Source organism: Novosphingobium sp. PhB55 (genome assembly GCF_004368805.1).
Taxonomy (GTDB): domain Bacteria; phylum Pseudomonadota; class Alphaproteobacteria; order Sphingomonadales; family Sphingomonadaceae; genus Novosphingobium.
This window is the reverse complement of record NZ_SODQ01000009.1, coordinates 65767-85767: the sequence shown is the minus strand read 5'-3', so window position 1 is coordinate 85767 and position 20001 is coordinate 65767. Positions and strand designations below refer to the sequence as shown.

At 64.2% G+C, this 20001-nt stretch carries 18 protein-coding genes; 8 read left to right on the top strand and 10 right to left on the bottom strand.

Translation table 11 applies throughout. The features are described 5' to 3' along the window. The first annotated feature begins 22 nt into the window (after window positions 1-22). On the top strand, window positions 23-991 hold the full coding sequence (locus EDF57_RS21760; protein WP_243841214.1) for a LysR family transcriptional regulator: 969 nt from the start codon (window positions 23-25) through the stop codon (window positions 989-991). A gap of 29 nt (window positions 992-1020) precedes the next feature. Further along, the gene (locus EDF57_RS21755) at window positions 1021-1464 is read left to right on the top strand and encodes an antibiotic biosynthesis monooxygenase family protein (RefSeq protein ID WP_243841213.1); all 444 of its coding nucleotides are present in this window, start codon (window positions 1021-1023) and stop codon (window positions 1462-1464) included. A gap of 10 nt (window positions 1465-1474) precedes the next feature. Here EDF57_RS21755 and EDF57_RS26075 read toward each other — a convergent pair whose 3' ends face one another. From EDF57_RS26075 to EDF57_RS21745, 4 genes are read right to left on the bottom strand one after another with little or no spacing between them, the layout of a single operon-like run. Next, window positions 1475-1966, bottom strand: a complete 492-nt coding sequence (locus tag EDF57_RS26075; RefSeq protein ID WP_243841212.1) for a sensor histidine kinase — start codon at window positions 1964-1966, stop codon at window positions 1475-1477. Further along, window positions 1926-2729 carry a HAMP domain-containing protein gene (locus tag EDF57_RS26070; protein ID WP_243841211.1) on the bottom strand — a complete coding sequence of 268 codons (804 nt, stop codon included), beginning with the start codon at window positions 2727-2729 and terminating at the stop codon, window positions 1926-1928. The genes EDF57_RS26075 and EDF57_RS26070 overlap by 41 nt, the downstream gene beginning before the upstream one ends. A 51-nt stretch (window positions 2730-2780) precedes the next feature. Further along, on the bottom strand, window positions 2781-2930 hold the full coding sequence (locus tag EDF57_RS26065; protein ID WP_243841210.1) for a hypothetical protein: 150 nt from the start codon (window positions 2928-2930) through the stop codon (window positions 2781-2783). A 28-nt stretch (window positions 2931-2958) separates the two neighbouring features. Then, window positions 2959-3639 (bottom strand): response regulator transcription factor, encoded by a 681-nt coding sequence (locus tag EDF57_RS21745; protein ID WP_134095797.1) that lies wholly within the window; start codon window positions 3637-3639, stop codon window positions 2959-2961. Window positions 3640-3829: 190 nt separating this feature from the next. Here EDF57_RS21745 and EDF57_RS21740 point away from each other — a divergent pair, with 190 nt between their 5' ends. Continuing rightward, window positions 3830-6046 carry a TonB-dependent siderophore receptor gene (locus EDF57_RS21740; protein ID WP_134095796.1) on the top strand — a complete coding sequence of 739 codons (2217 nt, stop codon included), beginning with the start codon at window positions 3830-3832 and terminating at the stop codon, window positions 6044-6046. 421 nt (window positions 6047-6467) lie between these two features. On the opposite strand, the gene EDF57_RS21735 is transcribed toward EDF57_RS21740, so the two are convergent. The 6 genes from EDF57_RS21735 to EDF57_RS21710 all read right to left on the bottom strand — a co-directional run bounded on the left by EDF57_RS21735 (window position 6468) and on the right by EDF57_RS21710 (window position 12747). Next, a complete protein-coding gene (locus tag EDF57_RS21735) occupies window positions 6468-6740 on the bottom strand; it encodes an aldehyde dehydrogenase family protein (protein WP_243841209.1) in 273 nt (90 codons plus the stop codon). Further along, complete coding sequence (locus EDF57_RS21730) at window positions 6632-7192, bottom strand: MerR family transcriptional regulator (RefSeq protein WP_243841208.1); 561 nt, start codon at window positions 7190-7192, stop codon at window positions 6632-6634. The genes EDF57_RS21735 and EDF57_RS21730 overlap by 109 nt, the downstream gene beginning before the upstream one ends. Continuing rightward, window positions 7179-8432, bottom strand: coding sequence for a Bcr/CflA family efflux MFS transporter (locus EDF57_RS21725; protein ID WP_134095795.1), 1254 nt, complete (start codon window positions 8430-8432; stop codon window positions 7179-7181). Before EDF57_RS21725 ends, EDF57_RS21730 begins: the two co-directional genes overlap by 14 nt. Then, window positions 8432-9478, bottom strand: a complete 1047-nt coding sequence (locus EDF57_RS21720) for an aromatic ring-hydroxylating dioxygenase subunit alpha (RefSeq protein ID WP_132265454.1) — start codon at window positions 9476-9478, stop codon at window positions 8432-8434. Before EDF57_RS21720 ends, EDF57_RS21725 begins: the two co-directional genes overlap by 1 nt. Window positions 9479-9618: 140 nt before the next feature. Next, window positions 9619-10398: an SDR family NAD(P)-dependent oxidoreductase gene (locus tag EDF57_RS21715; protein WP_134095794.1), complete on the bottom strand. Its 780-nt coding sequence runs from the start codon at window positions 10396-10398 to the stop codon at window positions 9619-9621. A gap of 69 nt (window positions 10399-10467) precedes the next feature. Then, complete coding sequence (locus tag EDF57_RS21710) at window positions 10468-12747, bottom strand: TonB-dependent receptor (protein WP_134095793.1); 2280 nt, start codon at window positions 12745-12747, stop codon at window positions 10468-10470. A 249-nt stretch (window positions 12748-12996) separates the two neighbouring features. On the opposite strand from EDF57_RS21710, the gene EDF57_RS21705 reads away from it, so the two are divergent. The 5 genes from EDF57_RS21705 (at window position 12997) to EDF57_RS21685 (ending at window position 19995) form a co-directional block, all read left to right on the top strand. Further along, a complete protein-coding gene (locus EDF57_RS21705) occupies window positions 12997-14310 on the top strand; it encodes a Rieske 2Fe-2S domain-containing protein (protein WP_243841207.1) in 1314 nt (437 codons plus the stop codon). Window positions 14311-14459: 149 nt separating this feature from the next. Further along, window positions 14460-15392, top strand: coding sequence for a PDR/VanB family oxidoreductase (locus EDF57_RS21700; protein WP_134095792.1), 933 nt, complete (start codon window positions 14460-14462; stop codon window positions 15390-15392). A 164-nt stretch (window positions 15393-15556) separates the two neighbouring features. After that, window positions 15557-16858, top strand: coding sequence for an MFS transporter (locus EDF57_RS21695; protein WP_279587453.1), 1302 nt, complete (start codon window positions 15557-15559; stop codon window positions 16856-16858). Next, the gene (locus EDF57_RS21690) at window positions 16855-18483 is read left to right on the top strand and encodes a GMC family oxidoreductase N-terminal domain-containing protein (protein WP_134095791.1); all 1629 of its coding nucleotides are present in this window, start codon (window positions 16855-16857) and stop codon (window positions 18481-18483) included. Before EDF57_RS21695 ends, EDF57_RS21690 begins: the two co-directional genes overlap by 4 nt. 27 nt (window positions 18484-18510) lie before the next feature. Further along, window positions 18511-19995 (top strand): aldehyde dehydrogenase family protein, encoded by a 1485-nt coding sequence (locus tag EDF57_RS21685; RefSeq protein ID WP_134095790.1) that lies wholly within the window; start codon window positions 18511-18513, stop codon window positions 19993-19995. The last annotated feature ends 6 nt before the right edge of the window (window positions 19996-20001 follow it).

Below are 20001 nucleotides of genomic sequence, written 5' to 3'. Positions count from 1 at the left end.
GTTCCCGATAGAACAAACCCGCTTGGGATCGCGCGAAAGCACTCCTATGAGCAGAACAGCCACAGGAGTATCTTATCCCGCGATGAGCTTCAGCCGATCAGACATAGCCAATCTCAGCTACTTCCTGGCCATCGCAAGGCACAGAAACTTCCGGCGCGCCGGTGTCGAACTCGGCGTAAGTGCCTCGGCGCTCAGCCACTCACTGCGCGGTCTTGAGGAACGTCTGGACGTGCGGTTGCTCAACCGGACAAATCGCAGCGTCACACTGACAGCTGCGGGCGAAGCACTGCTGGCCGAAATCGCCGATCCTTTCGAGCGCATCGATGCGGCCGTCGACACACTGAACCGGTTTCGCGGATCCCCGGCGGGCCGTATCCGGCTGAACGTGCCAGACCAGGCTGCGATCCACCTGCTCGCGCCAGTTATGCCGGCGTTCCTCGATCGCTATCCTGACGTCGAGATCGATCTCTGCGTCAACAACAGCATCGTCGACATCGTAAACCAGGGTTTCGATGCCGGCATCCGTTTCGGCGGAACCGTGCCTGCGGACATGATCGCCCAGCGACTGACGCGCGACTTGCGGTGGGTAGTGGCCGGGTCGCCTGCCTATCTGGAGCGCTTCGGCATTCCGCAGCACCCCGAGGACCTGCAGGACCACCGCTGCGTGCAGATCAAGCTAGGCGACGACCGAACTTACAGCTGGGAATTCGACCGGGGTGAGGAAACGCTCTCGATCTCAGTTCCCGGCCGCATATCGATGAATGACAGCGAGACGGCCGTGGCTCTCGCCCGGCATGGTGCAGCCTTGATTTACGCCACGGAAGAAAGCGTGGCGGCAGAGGTGGCGCGCGGGGAACTGCAGCTGGTCCTGACCGAATGGGCTTCGCTCGATGATGGGCTGCACATCTACTATCCCGGCCGAAGGCAGTTGCCCGTCCCGCTGCGGCTGCTGATCGACCTGATCCGCGAATTGAATCCGATCGGCGATTGAAACCGACGACTGCATGCTGGAAGGCAACCATGAAGCTCATTCTGACAACGCTCTGTGCCCTGTCCCTCGCTACCGGCATTGCCCCCGCGTCTGCCGGGGACCAAGGGAAGCCGGATCTTGGCACGGCCATGGTTCGCATGGCCGAACTCGACATAGATCCCGCACAGCTCGATGCCTATAAGGCGATCCTGGCGGAGGAGCAGGAAGCCTCGGTCCACCTGGAGCCGGGCGTCCTGATGCTCCATTCCTTCGCCATCGCCGAGACGCCGGCCAAGATCAGGCTGCTTGAAGTCTACGCCAGCAAAGCTGCCTACGAGAGCCACATTCGCTCACCGCAGTTCCTGAAATACAAGATTTCGACGGAAAAGATGGTGAGGTCACTGCGACTGGTCGACATCGACCCGATCCTTCTTTGCGCTAAATCCACCGGGACATCCGGCGGACAGGGCGTTTGCATCGGCCCGGTCAAGTAGCGCGCGCCGCCTACTCGAAGCCAGGGCTCCCTCGACGACGGGCGGAGGCCTTTGTCATCAGACCGGCGTTCTGATCCTTGAAAGAAGGAAGCAAGACTTCGATTGCAAGCCCCTCATTTCCGCAGGAATCGGGGGCAAGCGCGGAGGCCGTGCCGCCATGAGCGGCGGCAATGGCCTCGACTATGCTTAGACCCAGCCCGTACCCCGGTCCCGACCTGCCGGGTTCCAACCGAACCAACCGCTCGAAGATGCGTTGACGATCCTCCACGGCAACGCCCGGCCCATCGTCGCACACGCTCAACGCGATCTCCTCCGCCAGGTTGCGGACAAGGAGAGTCACGGTGGTACCGCGCGGCGTATGGACCAGCGCATTGTCGAGCAGGTTCGCGGCTATTCGCTGAAGCAGCGCCTGATCCCCCAGCACGAAGGCTTGTTCGGTTTCGATCAGGAGGCGATGCCCGCTATCCTCGAAAGCCGGGCGGTGGGCCTCGGCGATCTTCAACTGCCGCGCCAAGGTCAAGGCGAACGAAGCGTCGCTGGGCCCGTCTACCATCTATTTCCGCGATGGAGAGCAAGCCGGCGAAAAGGTCGGCCAGTCGGTTGCCGTCGTCTATCGCCGCCTCCAGCAGTTCCTGCTGCTCCACGTCCCTGGCCATGCCGGCCGACCGCTCCAGCTTGGTCTGCATGCGGCTGAGCGGTGTGCGCAAGTCGTGGGCCAGGCCGCTCGACAATTCGCGTAACCGCGTCACCAGCGCAACGATCCGGTCGAGCATGCCGTTGAGAACTGTCGCAAGCTCGTCGAACTCGTCCGAAGTTCCTTCCACCGGCATTCGGCGAGACATGTCACCGGCCATGATCGCCTCGGCCCCGCGTGCCATGGCGTCCAGGCGTCGGCGCACCGCGCGGCCGAACCCGAGAATGAGGGCAAGATTGACGAGGAACAGGATTCCGAAGGCGGCAAGGAACAGCCGCAGGAGGACCGCATCGATCTGGTCGACCGCCGTTCTATCTGCTGCAACGAGCAGATATCCCCCACCGCCGAGCCGGGAATTCAGGCCTTGGGCAATCGCATCTCGCCCGTCCGGATGTCTGAAATGGATGAATTCGCTCCATCCAGACGGCGGCATGTCCGCGTCTAGCCCTCCCGCCCGGCGCACGCCTTGGGCATCTGCGACGATATAGCCCATCGTCCGATCCAGAGCGATGTCGACCACCGCTAGGTGCCCGGTCGGCGCGGGCGGCGTATAGGCATCCTTGACACGCACCAGCTGCACCAACGCCTCGAACCCGTGCGTACGCTCGAATTGAAGGAGTGTTCAAGCATCGACGGCAATCCGTTCATCGATCTGACGCTCGACCTCCTCGTGAACGTACCAATAAGTCAGTCCCCCCAAGGCTGCGGTGATCAGGCACGATACCAGCGCCACGACCAGCGCGAGCGTCCGGACGGTTCGAGGATGCGGCACGCGTCGCGGCAACCTTCCGCCGGGCGGGTCAGTCGGCATCGTAGTTCAGAATATATCCCGATCCCCGGATGGTTCTTATCGCGTTGACGGAAAAGCCTTCGTTCAGCTTGGATCGCAAGCGGCTCATATGGGTTTCCACGATATTCGTCTGCGGGTCGAAGCCGAAGTCCCAGACCTTCTCCAACAGCAGCGTGCGGGTCACGATCCTGTCCGCATTGCGCATGAGATGTTCGAGAATGCTGAATTCGCGGGGCTGAAGTTCCACGGCCCTGCCCCCACGCTTTACCGTTCGGCGCAGCAGGCTCATCTCGATATCGCCGGCCGTCAGCACTTGCTGACTTGCCACCGGCGCAGCGCGCCGCGCCAAGGCATTGAGGCGCGCGGCCAGTTCGGAGAAGGCAAAGGGCTTGACGAGATAATCGTCGGCGCCTGCTTCCAGTGCTTCCACCCGGTCCTCGATACCCGAAAGCGCGGTGAGCATCAGCGCCGGAGTCTGGCAGCCATCCCGGCGCGCGCGTCGTAGCACGGAAAGGCCGTCCAGTCCTGAAACCATCCGGTCGAGGATGGCGACGTCGAAGGTCTCGTCAAGAATACGATACAAGGCGTCAAAGCCATCGCCGGTTACCGCCACATTGTGGCCCAGCTCGCGCAAACCGTGCTCAAGATAGGACGATAGCTCGGCGTCGTCCTCCAGAACGAGTAATTTCATGCCCCTTCCGTATCCTTGATTACAAAATGTGGCTCGAACATTGGGATGACCTTGGGGTCAGCACAATTATTGTCCATGTTCGCCGCCTCCTCTTGGGCTGGACCATGCCTGCCTGTATCGGCGCCGACAAGTGCGAATGGTTCTCATTATCTTTCGTGCTTTCAATCGTAGGTTCAGGGGAACATTCAAGATGTCAAAACCGCTTTCGATGCGGCACGCCAAGGCGCACGCTCTTACCGCCGGCGCTATCATGGCCGTAGTCAGCGCACAGGGTCATGCTCAGGATGCAGGCAATCTCGGCCGCATCACCGTGATCGGCACGGCCATCCATGACGATGAATCGCAGTCGTCCTATCGCACCGAGCGCAGCACCACGGCGACCAAAACCGATACGCCGCTGCTCGACGTACCGCAGTCGATCAACGTCGTCACGCTGAAGCAGATCCAGGACCAGGCCGCGAACAGCATCGGCGATGCCGTCCGCTACATCCCGGGCGTCTTCTCCGCCCAGGGCGAGGGCAACCGCGAGACGCTGGTCCTGCGCGGCAATGCCACCACGGGCGACTTCTTCGTCGACGGCATGCGCGACGATATCCAGACCTATCGCGACTTCTACAACATCGAACGCCTGGAGGTCTTCAAAGGCCCCAACGCCATGATCTTCGGCCGCGTCGGCGTGGGCGGGGCCGTGAACCGCGTGATCAAGGCAGCAAATGGACAACTGATCCGCGCCTTCCGACTTGAAGGCGGCAGCTTCGATCATGTCCGCGGTCAGTTCGACCTCGGCGCGCCGCTGGGCAGCCTGCTCTCCGCTCGGGTGACCGGCGTCTACCAGAACAGCGACAGCTACCGCGACGGCGTGACCAACCGGCGCTGGGGCTTCAACCCGACCGTGACCTTCACCCCCGGCCCGGAAACCACGGTCACCATGGGCTACGAACACTTCGAGGACGATCGCGTCGCCGATCGCGGGGTATCCAGCTATCAGGGCAAGCCGCTAAGCACGCCGCGCTCGCAATTCTTCGGCGATCCCGACCAGAGCCCCACCTGGACGAACACCGACGCCGCCTCACTCTATATCGAGCATAGCTTCAGCGACCGCATCTCGCTGCGGAACCGTACGCGCTATGCCGATTACGACAAATTCTACCAGAACGTGTTCCCCGGCGCCGTCAACACGGCGGCCATGACCAACCCGGCCGGCCTTCCCGCCGGAATCTATGCACCCGGCACGGTCGTCGCGATCCAAGGCTACAACAACCTGACCCACCGCGAAAACTTCATCAACCAGACCGACCTCAACCTCCAGTTCAACACTGGATCGATCGAGCATACCTTGCTGGTGGGCGGCGAATACGGTCACCAGAAGACCGACAACCTGCGCCAGGAAGGCTTCTTCCCCACCCCGACCAACGCGCTGGGCGTGCAGACGATCTACGCGACGGTGGCCAATCCCACGATTTCCCGGCCGGACATGCTGTGGCGCGCGGTCGCCAGCAGCGGTGCGAACAAGGGAACCACGGATCTCGTCGCCGGCTATGTCCAGGACCAGATCGCTCTTTCCAGTATGTTCGACGTGATCCTGGGCATTCGCTACGAACACTTCAAGACCGACGTCACCGACACGCGCACGGTTGGCTTTCCTGCCACCCAGCAACGGAATTTCTCCACCACGGACGACCTGTGGTCGCCCCGCGCAGGCCTGATCTTCAAGCCGGTCGAGAACGCGTCGATCTATGCCAGCTATTCGCGCACCTATCTCCCGCGCGGCGGCGATCAGCTGACCGGGCTGACCCTCAGTAACGAGAGCCTGGCCCCGGAAAAGTTCCAGAACTACGAACTGGGCGTGAAATGGGACGTGGTCCCCACATTCAACGTCACTGCTGCGGTGTTCCAACTCGATCGCGACAACGTGCTGGCACTCAGCGATCCCAACAACCCGTCATCCGCGACCGTGCCGATCGGCCGCCAGAGGACCAAGGGCGTTGAATTGAGCGCAACCGGCAACATAACCGACCAGCTCAGCATGGTGGGTGCCTATACCTATTCCGACGGCACTTTCCTCGACAACGTCTCGGGCACGGTCAAGGCGGGCAACATCCTGCCGAACATGCCCAAGCATGCCGCCTCGCTGTGGACACGCTTCGATCCCATCGAACAGATCGGCGCCGCCGTCGGCATTCTCTATCAGGGCAAACGCTATGCCTCGACCGACAATGCCGTGTCGATGCCAGGCTACACGCGGGTCGACGCCGCGCTGTACTATAATCTGAGCGAAAACGTCAGCGCTCAGCTCAATGTCGAGAATGTCTTCAACAAGCGCTACTTCGTCTTCGCGCATAGCAACACGAACATTACGCCCGGATCGCCCACAGCATTCAAGATAGGACTGAACGCTCGATATTAACGGCACTCGCCGGTTCCCTGGAATACTTCCGGGGAACCGGCTCTGCTCAACCGCACCCTTTCAATGCCGGCTCAACCCAAGAAAAGTAACGGGCAATCCGGCGGCGGTGCGTCACTGGCAACGCGCGAACGAAGCGGAAACCAACTCTCGGCAGACCAAACAGCATAGCATTGTGACGTTCGGCAGTTCGCCCCGGAGTTCGACCTGCACTCCTGTAGTTGGATTCGCCCAGCCAGGATGCATAATTGTACCTACCGACTGCTCAGCGCAGTCAATTCTAGGTCGGTCGCCGTCACCAGCGGGCAACCAGTTCGTCGCCTTTTACCAGTCGGGCAGCCCTACAAGAAAAAGCCATTACCAGATACTGCCGACCTTCTGACCATCAAGCTCTTCCGCAGCCGATCTCAGCATCCAACCATTTTTACAAAAGCACCGTCACGGTTTTCGTTTCAGTGTAATTGATCACGCCCTCCTCGCCGACTTCACGGCCCCATCCCGACTCCTTGACGCCGCCGAACGGTGCAGAAGGATCGTTCATGCCATGCGTGTTCACCCAGACCACGCCGGCCTGAAGACGCCGGGCCGTCAGATGCGCGCGCGAGATATCACGCGTCCAGATATTGGCGGCAAGGCCGTAGCGCGTGTCATTCGCTGCGCGCACCACCTCGTCGGCATCGTCGAACGGCGTCGCCACCAACACTGGCCCGAATATTTCCTCGCGCAAGATTGCGGCTTCGAGGCCGCTCGGTCCATCGGGTCACAGATCACCGCAAGGACGCCGATGGCCGCGAGGATGCGGGTATCCTCGGCGGCGGAAGGATAGGTTTCCAGCAGCGAGGCGACCGTGACCGGACCCTGGTCCTCGCCCGCGCGGTGCGCCACGAGTTGTTCCAGCTGGTCCAGCGCCGTCGTATCGACACGGGGCTGCTGGCCGCCGCCCTCCATCAGCGCCTTGATCTGCGACAGGCTGAGGCGACTTTCATGCTGGAGCTTGCGAACCGTGGCGATCGCCTGGACATGATCCTCGCGGTATATCGCGACCGTGCGCTTGGGCCGGTCCGGCTCCGGGATGACACCGCTGCGCAAATAGAGGCGGATCACCTCCCGATGCACGCCGGTGCGTTGTTCAAGCTCACGCATCTTCATGGGCACGTTTAGAGCATGGCACGGGAGCCTTCGCAATGCGGCGCGCCCGGCCTGCGAAAAGGCACAGCGCAGCGATCTCGCAGCCGATCAGGATCGCGATTGCCGTCATCGCACCGTCTCGCCCGAAGCTTGCCCCGGCCGCCGCCAGCGCGCCAACAGCCATCTGGATCGCTCCATAAAGCCCCGAAGCCGATCCGAAGGCGGCGGGATCGACGGACGTGGCCAGCGCCAGTGCCGCCGGTCCGGCAAGACCGACACCGCAGGTGAAGAGGAACATCAGCCCCGTCACGAGGACCGGACTGGCAAGGCCGGAAAGGAATGCCGCCAGCAGTCCGAAGGCCGCGCCCAGCGACAGCCGGCATCCCAGTGCCAGCATTCGGGGCGCCGACCAGCGCTGGCTCTGCCGCGAGGCGGTAAAGCTGCCGATCCAGGCCCCGGCCACCACCACGCCAAGGTGCATGCCGCTCGCATCGGGCGTCAGTCCGAAGCGCTGCTGGTAGATGAGCGGCGCAGCGCTGAGGAAGGCATACCAGCCGGTAGTGACGCAGCCGCCACCGATCGCGTAGGCCGCGAAATGACCCGAGGTGACCAGCCGCGCATAGTTTCCCAGCACGCCCCGTGTCGTTGCCGAACGCGGCGTACCGGTCTCCGGCAGGAGCGAGACGATCGCAGCAGTGTTGAGCGCGCCCGACAGTCCCAGCAGGATCAGGATGGATTGCCAGCCCGCGTGAGTGACCAGAAACCCACCGATCACCGGGCCCAGCCCCGGCCCCACCAGAATCATCAGGTTGAGCTTGGCGAGGCTGCCGGTCGAGCCTTCCTGCGTGCTTACGTCGCGCACGATGGTCCTGGCGATCACCATTCCCGCGCTGCCGCCCAGCGCCTGCGCGAACCGGCACACGTTGAAGACGCTCGCCGAAAACGCCGTTGCCGCGATGAGGCTTGCCAATGTGAAGACGGCGCTGCCGGCAATCAGGACATGCCGCCGGCCGAAGCGGTCGGACAGCGGGCCATGCACGAGCTGCCCGAAGGCGAGACCCCAGATGTAGAGGCTGATACCGAGTTGCAGTTCGGCATTGCGAGCACCGAAGGCCTGCGCGGCGACTACCAGCGCGGGGGCGAAAATATGGATGCCGAGCGTTCCGCTCAGTGTCATCGATCCGAGCAGCCAGACCGGCACCCTTGCGCGGGTGCCGGTCTTTGCTTCGCCCACATTGGTCTCACCCAGACCGGCAGGCATTACTCGGCGGCGACGAGTTCGCCCTGCTCCGCCTCGAACAGATTGCTCAGGACGCGGCGGGCCTGGTTGACCGCACCATCGCTGGCGATACCCACGAAGCCGCGATGCGGTGCATCATCGATACGTAGTTGCTGCGCCTGCAGCGTTTCCTCATCCTCGGTGATGGTGTCGAAGAACTGGTCGAACAGCACCTCGGGCACGCCGCTTTCCTTCGAGGCGGTGGTGCAGATGGTCCAGAGGTAGTGGCTGGTCCGGTCGGTCTCAGGCGTGATGAAATGGTTGTTGGCAAGCATGAAGCCGTTATCGCGCTTGCCTTCATAGGCTCCGGTCCCGACATCGCAGCCGCCCGCATTGACGCGGCAGGTCATGCCCACGCGCGGTTCGAAGCGCACTTCCTGCCAGCGGTCGACCCGGCCCTTGAAGCCGCCCGCATCGATGTAGGAGCGCGGCGGGACGGAGTTGGGCATCTTGCGCAGGAGCGTCACCTTGTTGCCGTCGAACTCCACCTTGGTGTCGGCGCCGTAGTGCTGTTCCGGATTGCCGCCGATGGTACGCGCATGGATGTAGGGGACGTGCGTCAGGTCCATGATGTTGTCGATGATGAGCTGCCAGTCGGCCTTCACATGGAAGTTGTAGGGGCGCCAGGTCCAGGCCGGATCGTTGTGCTCGGGACTGTCGATCACGGTGGAGGGATCGGCCAGCGCCTCGTCGCCCATCCAGATCCAGATCAGGTGGTCCTTTTCCAGCACCGGATAGTGGCGGACATTGGCCGAGGGCGGAATGCGGGTCTGGTTGGGGATGCGCGTGCAGGCACCCAGGCGGTTGAATTCGACGCCGTGGTAGCAGCAGCGGATGACATCGCCTTCGACATGGCCCGCGCTCAGCGGCATGGCGCGGTGACTGCACCGGTCCTCCAGCGCGGCGATCTGGCCGTCCGAGGTGCGGAAGAGCACGACCGGTTCATTCAGAAACCGCCGCGCCAGGGTCTTGCCGGGCTCGATCTCGGCAGCAAAGGCGGCGACGTACCAGGTGTTGCGAATGAACATGAGACTCTCCTTGTCCGGATCGGTCTTGCCGCCGTCCGGATTGCTTTACGGATAGAAGCTATCCCGGCGGAAATCCCGCCTCCAATCGCAATTGAATAAAGCCATTGGAAAAGCGGGACGAGCGCCGGCATGCCATGCGCTTACCGGAGGTAGAGGCCGCCGTTCATGTCGAGCGTGGCCCCCACGAAGAACCCGCCACGATCCGAGGCGACCAGTGCGACGGCAGCGGCGATCTCGCCCACTTCCATGAAGCGGCCGACCGGCACTTCCGCCTCCACGCGCGCGATCTGTTCTTCCGAAAGCCGGCCCTTGGCGGTGTCGATCGGGCCGGGCGCGATGGCGTTCACGGTCACGCCGGTTCCCGCCAGGTAACGCGCGAAGTACTTCGAGAGCATGATAGCGCCTGCCTTCGAGGCCGCATAATGCGGCGAGGCGACGGTGCCGCCGTTCTGGCCCGCCAGCGAAGTGACGTTGACGATGCGGCCATAACCGTTCGCCTTCATGTGCTCGGAAAAGATCTGGCAGCTGAGGAACACGCTGCGCATGTTGATGGCGACGATCTCGTCGAATTCCTCCGGGCTGATATCCTGCGTCGGCGTGCGGCGCGCGAGACCGGCGTTGTTGACGACGATATCGACCCGCGCCCACGCGTCCGCGATCCGGTCGCGCGCGGCGAGGAAATCGTCCTTGCTGCGAACGTCGAGGACGAAAGCCATGGCCGTCTCGCCCGAAGGATCGAGCGAGCGCGCCACCGCTTCGGCAGCGTCCAGATCGAGATCGCTTACGGCCACCCTGCCCCCGCCCGCATGGATCTCGCGCGCAACGGCCTCGCCCACCCCGCGCCCCCCGCCGGTGACGAGCGCGGTGCGCCCCGAAAAGGAGAAGCTGCCATTGGAAGGAAGCTGGGTCGGCACGGTCATCACGATTTCCTTGATACCTGAATTTCATTGAAAAAGGCGGGGAACGGCGCACCGCTCCCCGCAAGGCCGTCAGCGCCGAATGCTGAGAGTGATGCCGTAAGTGCGCGGCGTGTTGGTGAAGATCTTCCAGTAGGTCGTGCCGTTGCCCGGCACCGCGAGGAAGGCGGTGATGTCGTCGGCATTGACGATCTGGTAGTTGTTGGTGAGGTTCTTGCCCCAGATGCCCAGGGTCAGGCGCCCATCGGAAGACTCGTAGTTCAGGCGCGCGTTGAGCGTGCGGCCGCGGGTATCGTCGTAGAGGTTCTGGTACAGACGCAGCGTGTTCGCATCGTCGGTCGAGATGCGCGCGGAATAGTTGAAGTCCACCTGCGGTGTCAGGCTGGCGCCATTGCCGAGAAGTGCCTGATAGCTCGCACCGATGGTGAAGGCGTCACGCGGCGCGAACTTCGCGGGATTGCCGGAGTAGTCGAGGCCGACCAGCGGGTCTTCCAGCGAAGTATATTTGCCGATGAGGTGGGTATAGTTCCCCGTCAGGCGCAGTCCGTCCATCGGCCGCAGCACGGATTCGATTTCCCAGCCCTTCATCTTGAGTGTGCCGTTGTAGGTATGGGCGATGCCGCCTGCGCCGGAGAAGTTCTGGAGGTCCTTGGTCTTCTGGTGGAACAGGGCGACGTTGAAGTCCAGCATGTCGCCAAACAGGCGGGTCTTGGCGCCGACTTCGTAGTTTTCGGCATGTTCGGGTGCGAGCGGGATGGTGGGATCGCGATAGGCGTTGTCCACGAAGCCGCCCGATTTGAAGCCCTTGGCGTAAGTCGCGTAGAGATTGACCTTGTCGAAAGGCTCGTACTTGACCGTGAAGCGCGGGGTGAAGGCGTTCCACGTCTTCCCGCCCGAGGCGATCACTTCGCCCGGGAAACCGAAGCCCGGGATGGCGCCCGCATCGGTGGTCGAGAAGGCATGGTAGTCGATCTTCTTGCGGTCTGAAGTGTAGCGCCCACCCGCCACGACCGAGATCTGGTCGGTGACCTTCAGCGTCGCCTCCCCGAACACCGCCAGGCTGCGCACGTCGCCGTCCTGTACGCGGGTGATGTTGGTCACACCGGGATTGCGGCGGATGCTGGCAGGCACCGCCGAGCCGGGCAGCGGGCTGTAATTGAAGATATTCTCGGTCGAGACGTCAGCCGAGAGATAATAGGCCCCCACCACGTAGGACAACACGCCCGGCGCCGAAGCGAAGCGCACTTCCTGCGTGAAGCTGCGGTTGCGCACCACCTGGCGGCGGTCGAAAACGGGCACTTCGGTGCCGACCGGCACGTCGTCGTTGGTCGCCCGGCTGTCGTTCATGCGGTAGCCCGTGATCGAAGTCAGCGTGCCGCCCAGCAGGTCGAGGTCGCCGCGCAGATAGCCGCCGCGCAGGCGCTGGCGATAGGGCGAGGCCGCATAGTCGTTGTTCACCCACTCGTCATTGGTGAAGTCACCGAAGGTCGCCGGCACGACCTGGTTGCCGCCGATCCCCAGGCCGATGGCGCCGCCATTGCCCTTGGTGTAGCTGTAATCGCCCGAAAGCACGACTTTCAGCGTGTCGGTGGGCTGGAACAGCAGCTTGCCGCGCATGGCATAGCCGTCCGTCTTTCCGTAGCTGCCCGACTGGTTGGGCGTATCGATCTGGCCGTCCGAAGTCTCGGTGCTGAACGAGAAGCGCGCGGCAATCTTGTCCTCTACGAGCGTGGTGTTCACCATGCCTTCGCTGCGGAAGTAGCCGGCGTTGCCGCCGGTGCCCTGGAGGAAGTAGTCGTCCTTGAATTCCGGGTTCTTGCTGATGACGGCGATGGCACCGCCCACCACGTTGCGGCCGAACAGAGTGCCCTGCGGCCCGCGCAGCACTTCGACACGCTCGATATCGTAGAAGTTGGCGTTCAGGTCGTTGTTGAACACATAGTAGATGTCATCCATGAAATAGGCGACCGGGGTGTCCAGCGTCGCCGTGCGGAACGTGGAGACGTTGCCGCGAATCGCCACGATCGAAAGCGACTTGTCCGAGGTGTTGATCGTGATGCCCGGCATCTGCTGCGTGAGAGCGGTGGGGCTGAACACCTGATCGGTGCGGAGCTGCTCGCCGCCGAACGCAGCAATGGAGAAGGGAACCTCGCGCACGGTGGAGGCGCGGCGCTGGGCGGTGACAATGATATCCTGCGAATCGACGCTGGGGCGCTGAGCGGCACCGGCATTGTCGGCCAAGGGTTCGGCCGGCGCGGCGCCCGCGGGGGCCTCCGACTGCGCGAAAGCCGGTGCAATCGTTATAGTAGACAGGGCGCAAACGGCCGCGGAAGTCATATACTTGAATGTCATGGATGGCATCTCCCCAAGGGCTTTATCGCGGCTTCCCTGCCGCCTTGAGACGCTGAGAAGCGGCAAACGCCAAGCCTTGCAATAGTTTCATCCCGGTTTTCGAATGGTAAGACCATATTCCGATTGGGGTTGGCGGAAATCTGCGGCTAGCTCGAATGGGCAAACGAGAACCGCCGCCTCCCCACCTGAAGGACAAGCTTCAGGAGGACGGTCGAGGCGATCGAAGACGACCAAGGAAGAGCCTGAACCATGCAGCCACAAGACAGCACCGACCTCACCCGCGTTGGCCCCGGAACCGTCATGGGTTCCTTCATGCGGCAGTATTGGATGCCTGCCTGCCTCTCCTCCGAGGTGAAGGCCGACGGCGATCCGGTGCGCCTGATGATCCTGTGCGAAAAGCTGATCGCCTTCCGCGACAGCTCCGGCCGGGTGGGCATCATGGACCACCGCTGCCCGCACCGCTGCGCCTCGCTGTTCGTCGGCCGCAACGAGCAGAACGGCATCCGCTGCGTCTATCACGGCTGGAAGTTCGACGTGGACGGCAAGTGCGTGGACATGCCCTCGGTGCCCGCCCGCATGGACTTCAAGGAAAAAGTCCACGCCAAGGCCTACAAGACGCATGAGGCGAACGGCCTGATCTGGGTCTACATGGGCGAGAACCAGGCGAGCCCGCCGCCGCTTCCCGAGATCGAGGCGACCATGCACGCCGATGCCGAGATCTGGTGCCTCCAGCGCGACTGCAACTGGCTCCAGGCGCTGGAAGGCGACATCGACACCAGCCACGTCGGCTTCCTCCACGTCGGCTCGATCGAAGCCGAGGATCTCGACGAAGATCACCCGATGCGCCCGACCGTGCTCAACCGCGCACCCGAATACGAAGTGCTCCAGTCGGACTGGGGCGTGATGTACGGTGGTTACCGCCCTAACGACGACGGGCAGATGTCATGGCGCGTGGCGCACTACATGTTCCCGTTCTGGACGCAGACCCCCAACAACCGCTTCGCCACCCGCGCCATCGCCCGCGCCTGGGTGCCGATGGACGACGAGCATTCGATGCTCTTCGACATCACTTGCGGCGTCGATGCCGGCAACCCGGCCTATACGTCCACGCTCAAGGACGGCACGCCGTTGTTCGGCCCGCTGGAATATGCGCCCCAGACCACCGACTGGTTCGGCCGCTGGCGCTCGCCCGACAGCGAGGCCAACGACTGGGCTATCGACCGCGAATCCCAGCGCAACGGCACCCAGTTCACCGGCATCGCCAACATCACGATGCAGGATCAGGCCGTGACTGAAAGCATGGGCCCGATCACCGACCACAGCTTCGAGAACCTGGCCCCGACCGACCAGATGATCGCCCGCGTCCGCCGCCGCGCCCTGATCGCCGCGCGCGCCTTCGCCAACAAGGGCGTGGTGCCGCCGGGGGTCGAGGACCCGTCGATCTTCTACCGCGCCCGCGCCGGATCGTTCCTGCACGATCCGCAGGACAGCCTGCAGAACGCGTATGAGTCCGCGCTTGCAAGGGCCGTCCGCTGGCCCGAAACCGTTGAAGCGGCAGAGTAAGGGAAACCGGCGGGAAGGTGCGATCCATGCACCGTCCCGCCCGATAAAAAAGGACAGAGGGTGACGAGACGCATGAGGGTCGCCATCGGGCGCCGATCCATCGCGCACCGGGGCGACCACCGGACGCATCGTGCCTCAAGGAGAGTGTGATGCAGGCATTCATTCGGACCATTCGCTGGGAAGCGGAAGGCATCAATTCCTACGTGCTCGAACCTGTCGGCGGCGGCCTGCTGCCCGCCTTCGAACCGGGCGCGCATATCGACGTCCAGCTCAAGCCCGGCCTTGCCCGCAGCTATTCGCTGGTCAACGATCCCGCCATTCGCGGCCATTACGAAATCGCCGTCCACCACGCGATCGACAGTCGCGGCGGCTCGAAGCACATCCACCAGGAATGGCGGGTGGGCGAGCGCGTGGAGATTTCCGAGCCCAAGAACAACTTCCCGATGGTGGAGGATGCGGCCCATACCGTGCTGGTCGCCGGCGGTATCGGCATCACCCCGATGCTGCCCATGATTGCCCGCCTCGAAAAGCTGGGCCAATCCTGGGAACTGCACTATGTCGCCGCCACGCCCGAGCGCGCCGCCTACGTCGACCGGATCGAGGACCATGACCACGTCAACGTCGTCTATGACGGACTGCCCGGCGCGCAGCGGCTCGACCTTGCCGCGATCTGTGCCGCTGCCCCCGCCGATGCGCATCTCTACTGCTGCGGCCCGAACGGCATGCTCGACGCATTTGTCGCGACCAATGCCGCGCGGCCCAAGGGCCATGCCCATATCGAATACTTCTCGGCCGAGACCGAACTGGCGACCGAGGGCGGCTATACCCTCGAACTCGCCCGCAGCGGCAAGACGCTGACGGTCAGCGAGGGCGAGACGATGCTGGACGCCCTGCTCGGCGCCGGGGTCGATGTCGGCTTCGCCTGCTCCGAGGGCGTCTGCGGTACTTGCGAGGTCAAGGTTCTGGGCGGCATTCCCGACCACCGCGACCACTTTCTGAGCGAAGACGAAAAGGCGGCCAATCGCTCCATCATGGTCTGCTGTTCGGGCGCGAAGACAGCCAGCCTCGTACTCGACATCTGACATGCTCGACATCTGACATGCTCGACATCTGATAGATCGGCCACCAACAGCGGGATTGGCCATCCCGGCGATAACAAAAAGGGGCAGAGACCCCATGAAGAGGAGAAGCTGTGGCGATCATCGCGACAGACCGGGACGCGAAGGGCTTGCTGGACGACGCACCGATGTCGTCCTTCCAAGTATGGACGGTTCTGATGATAGCGGCGACCGTCGTCCTCGACGGTCTCGACAACCAGATGCTGGGCCTCGCCGCGCCGTCGCTGCTGAAAGAGTGGGCGATCGGGCGCGAGGCGCTCGGCGGCGTCTTTGCGCTGGGCTTCGTGGGCATGGCGATAGGAACGCTGGCAGCGGGCTATATCGGCGACCGTTTCGGACGGCGCGGCGCACTGCTGGCTGGGGTTGCCCTGTTCGGGGTAGCGACACTGCTGACCGGCGCGAGCACCAGCCTCTGGCACATTGCCGCGCTCAAGACCCTGGCTGGGGTCGGCCTCGGCGGCGTGCCTGGAACGGCCAGCGCCATGATCGCGGAATTCACGCCGACCCGCTGGCGCAGCGTGGCGGTGACGTTCGGGGTCGTCTGCGTCTCGATCGGCGGCATCCTCGGCGGGATCGCGGCAGCGGCGGTGCTGCCGGTACTCGGCTGGCGCTGGCTGTTCTATCTGGCAGGCGCCGCGACCATCGCCTTCACCGTGCTGCTCCACTTCATACTGCCGGAATCCCCGCGCTTCCTCGAAAGCCGTCCCGAGCGCCGCGCGCAGTACGAACGGCTGATGCGCCGGATCGGCCATGCACCGCTGCGCAGCGGTTCCGGCACTGCGGAAGCGGGCGAAGCCGCGGGGTTCGGCGCGCTTCTGCAAGGAAAGCTGCTGCGGGACAGCCTTGCGCTTTCGCTGGCGATGTTCTCCGGCATGTTCATGATCTACCTCATGTTCAACTGGTCGCCGACGCTGCTGTTCTCCTCCGGCTTCAGCCTCGCCTCGGCGAGCCTCGGGCTTACCAGCTTCAACATCGGCGGCACGCTGGGCGCCATCGGCGCTTCGCTGTCGATCATGCGCTTCGGCTCGCGCCCGACGCTCATCCTGATGGCGCTGGTCGGCGCTGCGGCATGCCTGTTCCTCGCCTTCCTGAAGACGGGCGGGGGCAGCAACGAGATGGCCGTGCTGGCAGGCCTGGGCGCGCTGGGCCTCTTCGCCAGCGCCGCCCAGTCGGCGATGTTCGCCGTGGGCGCCCATGCGTTCCCGACAGCGGTGCGCGCACGCGGTCTGGGCCTGATGGGCGCCGCCGGACGCGCCGGGGCCATCGTCTCCTCGGTGGCGGGCGCAGGCCTTATCGGCGGCGGCAACTTCCCGTTCTTCGGGGTCCTGGCCGCGCTCATGCTCGTCAATGCCCTGGGTTTCATCGCCGTGCGCGGGCATGTACCGCCGCTCGGCCGCTCCTCATTCGCTCGCAAGGAAATGACCGCGTGAACGACAGCTTCGACTATATCGTGATCGGCTCCGGTTCGGCGGGCAGCCTGATGGCCAACCGCCTCTCCGCCGATCCCGCCAACCGCGTTGCGCTGATCGAAGCGGGACCGTCCGACCGGAAGTGGCCGGTAAATCTCAAGACCGTCATGCCGGTGGGCAACATCTTCCTGCTCCCGAGCGACCAGACCAACTGGAAGCAGGCGCTGAAAGGCAACGCCGCGGTCGGCAACCGCACGATCAACTTCCCGCGCGGCAAGCTGCTGGGCGGATGCAGCGCCATCAACGGCGGCGTCTACATTCGCGGCCAAAAGGAGGACTACGAGGCCTGGGAAGCCGCCGGCAACGCAGGCTGGTCCTACGATGACGTGCTGCCCGCATTCAAGGCGGTCGAAAACTATGCCGGGCCGGACAAGCCGTGGCACGGCAAGGGCGGCGAACTCGACGTGCAGAAGCCTCGCTCCTTCAACCCGGTGACCGGCGCCATTCTCGATGCCGCCGAGCAGGCCGGGCATCACCGCAACGACGACTTCGCCGGAGAGCGCAAGGACGGGTTCGGCCGCTACGATCTCAACCAGCGCAAGGGCACCCGCCTGTCGAGCGCCCGCGCGTTCCTGCATCCTGTGCTGAAGCGCCCGAACCTGACCGTGCTCGACGAGACTCTGGTGCGCCGGATCGTCTTCGATCGTGGCCGCGCGATCGGGATCGAGATCGAAAGGCAAGGCGCACGCAGCATCGTGGGAGCCCGGCGTGAAATCGTGCTTTGCGCGGGCGCGACCAATTCCCCGCAATTGCTGATGCTTTCCGGCATCGGCCCGGCAGACCATCTTCGCGAAGTGGGCATCGAGACGCTCCACGACCTTCCGGGCGTCGGTGCGAATCTCCAGGACCACCCCACCGTCCATGTCGCGATGGAAAACCCGAGCGGGGAATCCTACGCCGTCTCAGCCAAGTCGCTGCCGCGCATTCTCGCCAGCCCGCTGCAATACCTTGTGAACCGCACCGGCATGCTCGCCTCGAACGTCGCGGAATGCGGGGGCTTCCTCTGCACCGACGGCAGCGGACGGCCGGATATCCAGATCACCTTCCTCGTCGGCCTGAAGCTCGACGCGCGCGCCATTCCGCGCCGTCACGGCTACATGGGGCTGGTCCAGTTGCTGCGCCCGCGCAGCGCGGGATCGGTGCGCCTTGCCAGCAACCGGCCCGAGGACAAGCCGGTGATCGATCCCAACTTCTTCGCCGATCCCTACGACATGAAGACGCTGATCGCCGGCTTCCGCGAAGCGCGGCGCATCTTTGCCCAACCCGCACTCGCGCCCCTCACCGGCGCGGAGATAGAGCCCGGCGCGCAGCACCAGAGCGACGCCGAGATCGATGCCGCGCTCCGCAGGATCGTCAACACCGCCTACCATCCCACCGGCACCTGCAAGATGGGACCGGATTCCGATCCGATGGCCGTAGTCGACGGCCGCCTGCGGGTGCGCGGCGTCTCGGGCCTGCGTGTGGTCGATGCCTCGGTCATGCCCGAGATCATCAGCGGCAACACCAGCGCCCCCACCATGATGATCGCCGAACGCGCCGCGCGCTTCATTCTCGAAGACGCCGCCCGCTCCAACATCGCCGCCTGACCGGCGCTCCATTCCAAGGAAACCGACATGGAACTGACCTCTATCGCCCGCCCTGCCCTGCTCGAAACGATGGAGCAGGACATGCTGATCGGCGGCCGCCGCGTGGCCGCCGCCTCCGGCAAGCGGTTCGAGACCCGCAACCCGGCGACCGGCGAACTGCTCGCGATGGTCGCGCAGGGCGATGCCGAGGATGTCGACCGCGCGGTCAAAGCCGCGCGCGCGGCGCTGGAGGGGCCATGGCGCCGCATGAAGCCTGCCGAACGCCAGCGGATCATGCTGCGCCTCGCCGACCTCGTCGAGGCGCATTACGACGAACTGGCGATGCTCGACACGCTGGACCTCGGCGCGCCGCTGTCCCGCACCGTGCTCGGCAAGACGCGCGCCGCCGCGCTGCTGCGCTACTATGCCGGGCAGGCGACGCTGATCGCAGGCGATACGCTGAACAATTCCGCGCCCGGCGACGTGCTGTCCCACACCCTGAAGGAGCCGGTTGGCGTTGTCGCCGCGATCAATCCGTGGAACGGTCCGGTCGGCATGGCCGTGTGGAAGACCGGCCCGGTGCTGGCGAGCGGCTGCACCTTGGTGATGAAGCCCGCCGAGCAGACCCCGCTTTCGGCGCTGCGCTTTGCCGAACTCTGCCTGGAAGCGGGCGTACCGGAAGGCGTCATCAATGTCGTCACCGGCCTCGGGGATACAGGCGCGGCGCTCTCGGCCCATCCCGGCGTCGACAAGATCGCCTTCACCGGATCGACCGGCGTGGGCGAGAAGATCATCAAGGCCGCCGCGCCGACCATGAAGCGCGTGACGGTCGAACTGGGCGGCAAGTCGCCCAACATCGTCTTCGCCGATGCCGATCTCGACAAGGCGGTACCGGCCGCCGCCATGGCCGTCTTTGCAAATTCCGGCCAGATCTGCAGCGCCGGCACGCGCCTTTTCGTCCAGTCCTCGATCCGCGAGGAATTCATGGAGCGCCTTGCCGCCTTCACCCGCACGATCCGGGTCGGCGATCCCCTGGATCCCCAGACGCAGATCGGCCCGGTCGTCTCGGCCCCGCAGATGGACAAGATCCTGGGCTATATCGAAGGCGCCCGCGGCGAAGGCGCGCAAGCCTTGGTGGGCGGCTCTCGTCTTGCAGGGCCCGGCTACGACGATGGCTTCTTCGTCGCACCGACGATCTTCACCGATGTGCAGGACGGCATGACCATCGCGCAGGAGGAGATCTTCGGCCCGGTACTCTCGGCTTTCTCCTTCGACACCGCCGAGGAAGTTCTGGAACGCGCCAATGCCACGCCGTTCGGCCTTGGCAGCGGGGTGTGGACCCGCGATCTTTCGACGGCCCACCGCATGGCGCGGGGCATCCGCGCCGGTTCGGTCTGGGTGAACTGCTACCAGATGCTCGATCCCGGCGTCCCCTTCGGCGGCTTCGGGGTCAGCGGTTTCGGCCGCGAGTCCGGCCCGCATCACATCGAGGAATATCTCGAAACCAAGGCGGTCTGGATCAACCTCGACTGATTTCGG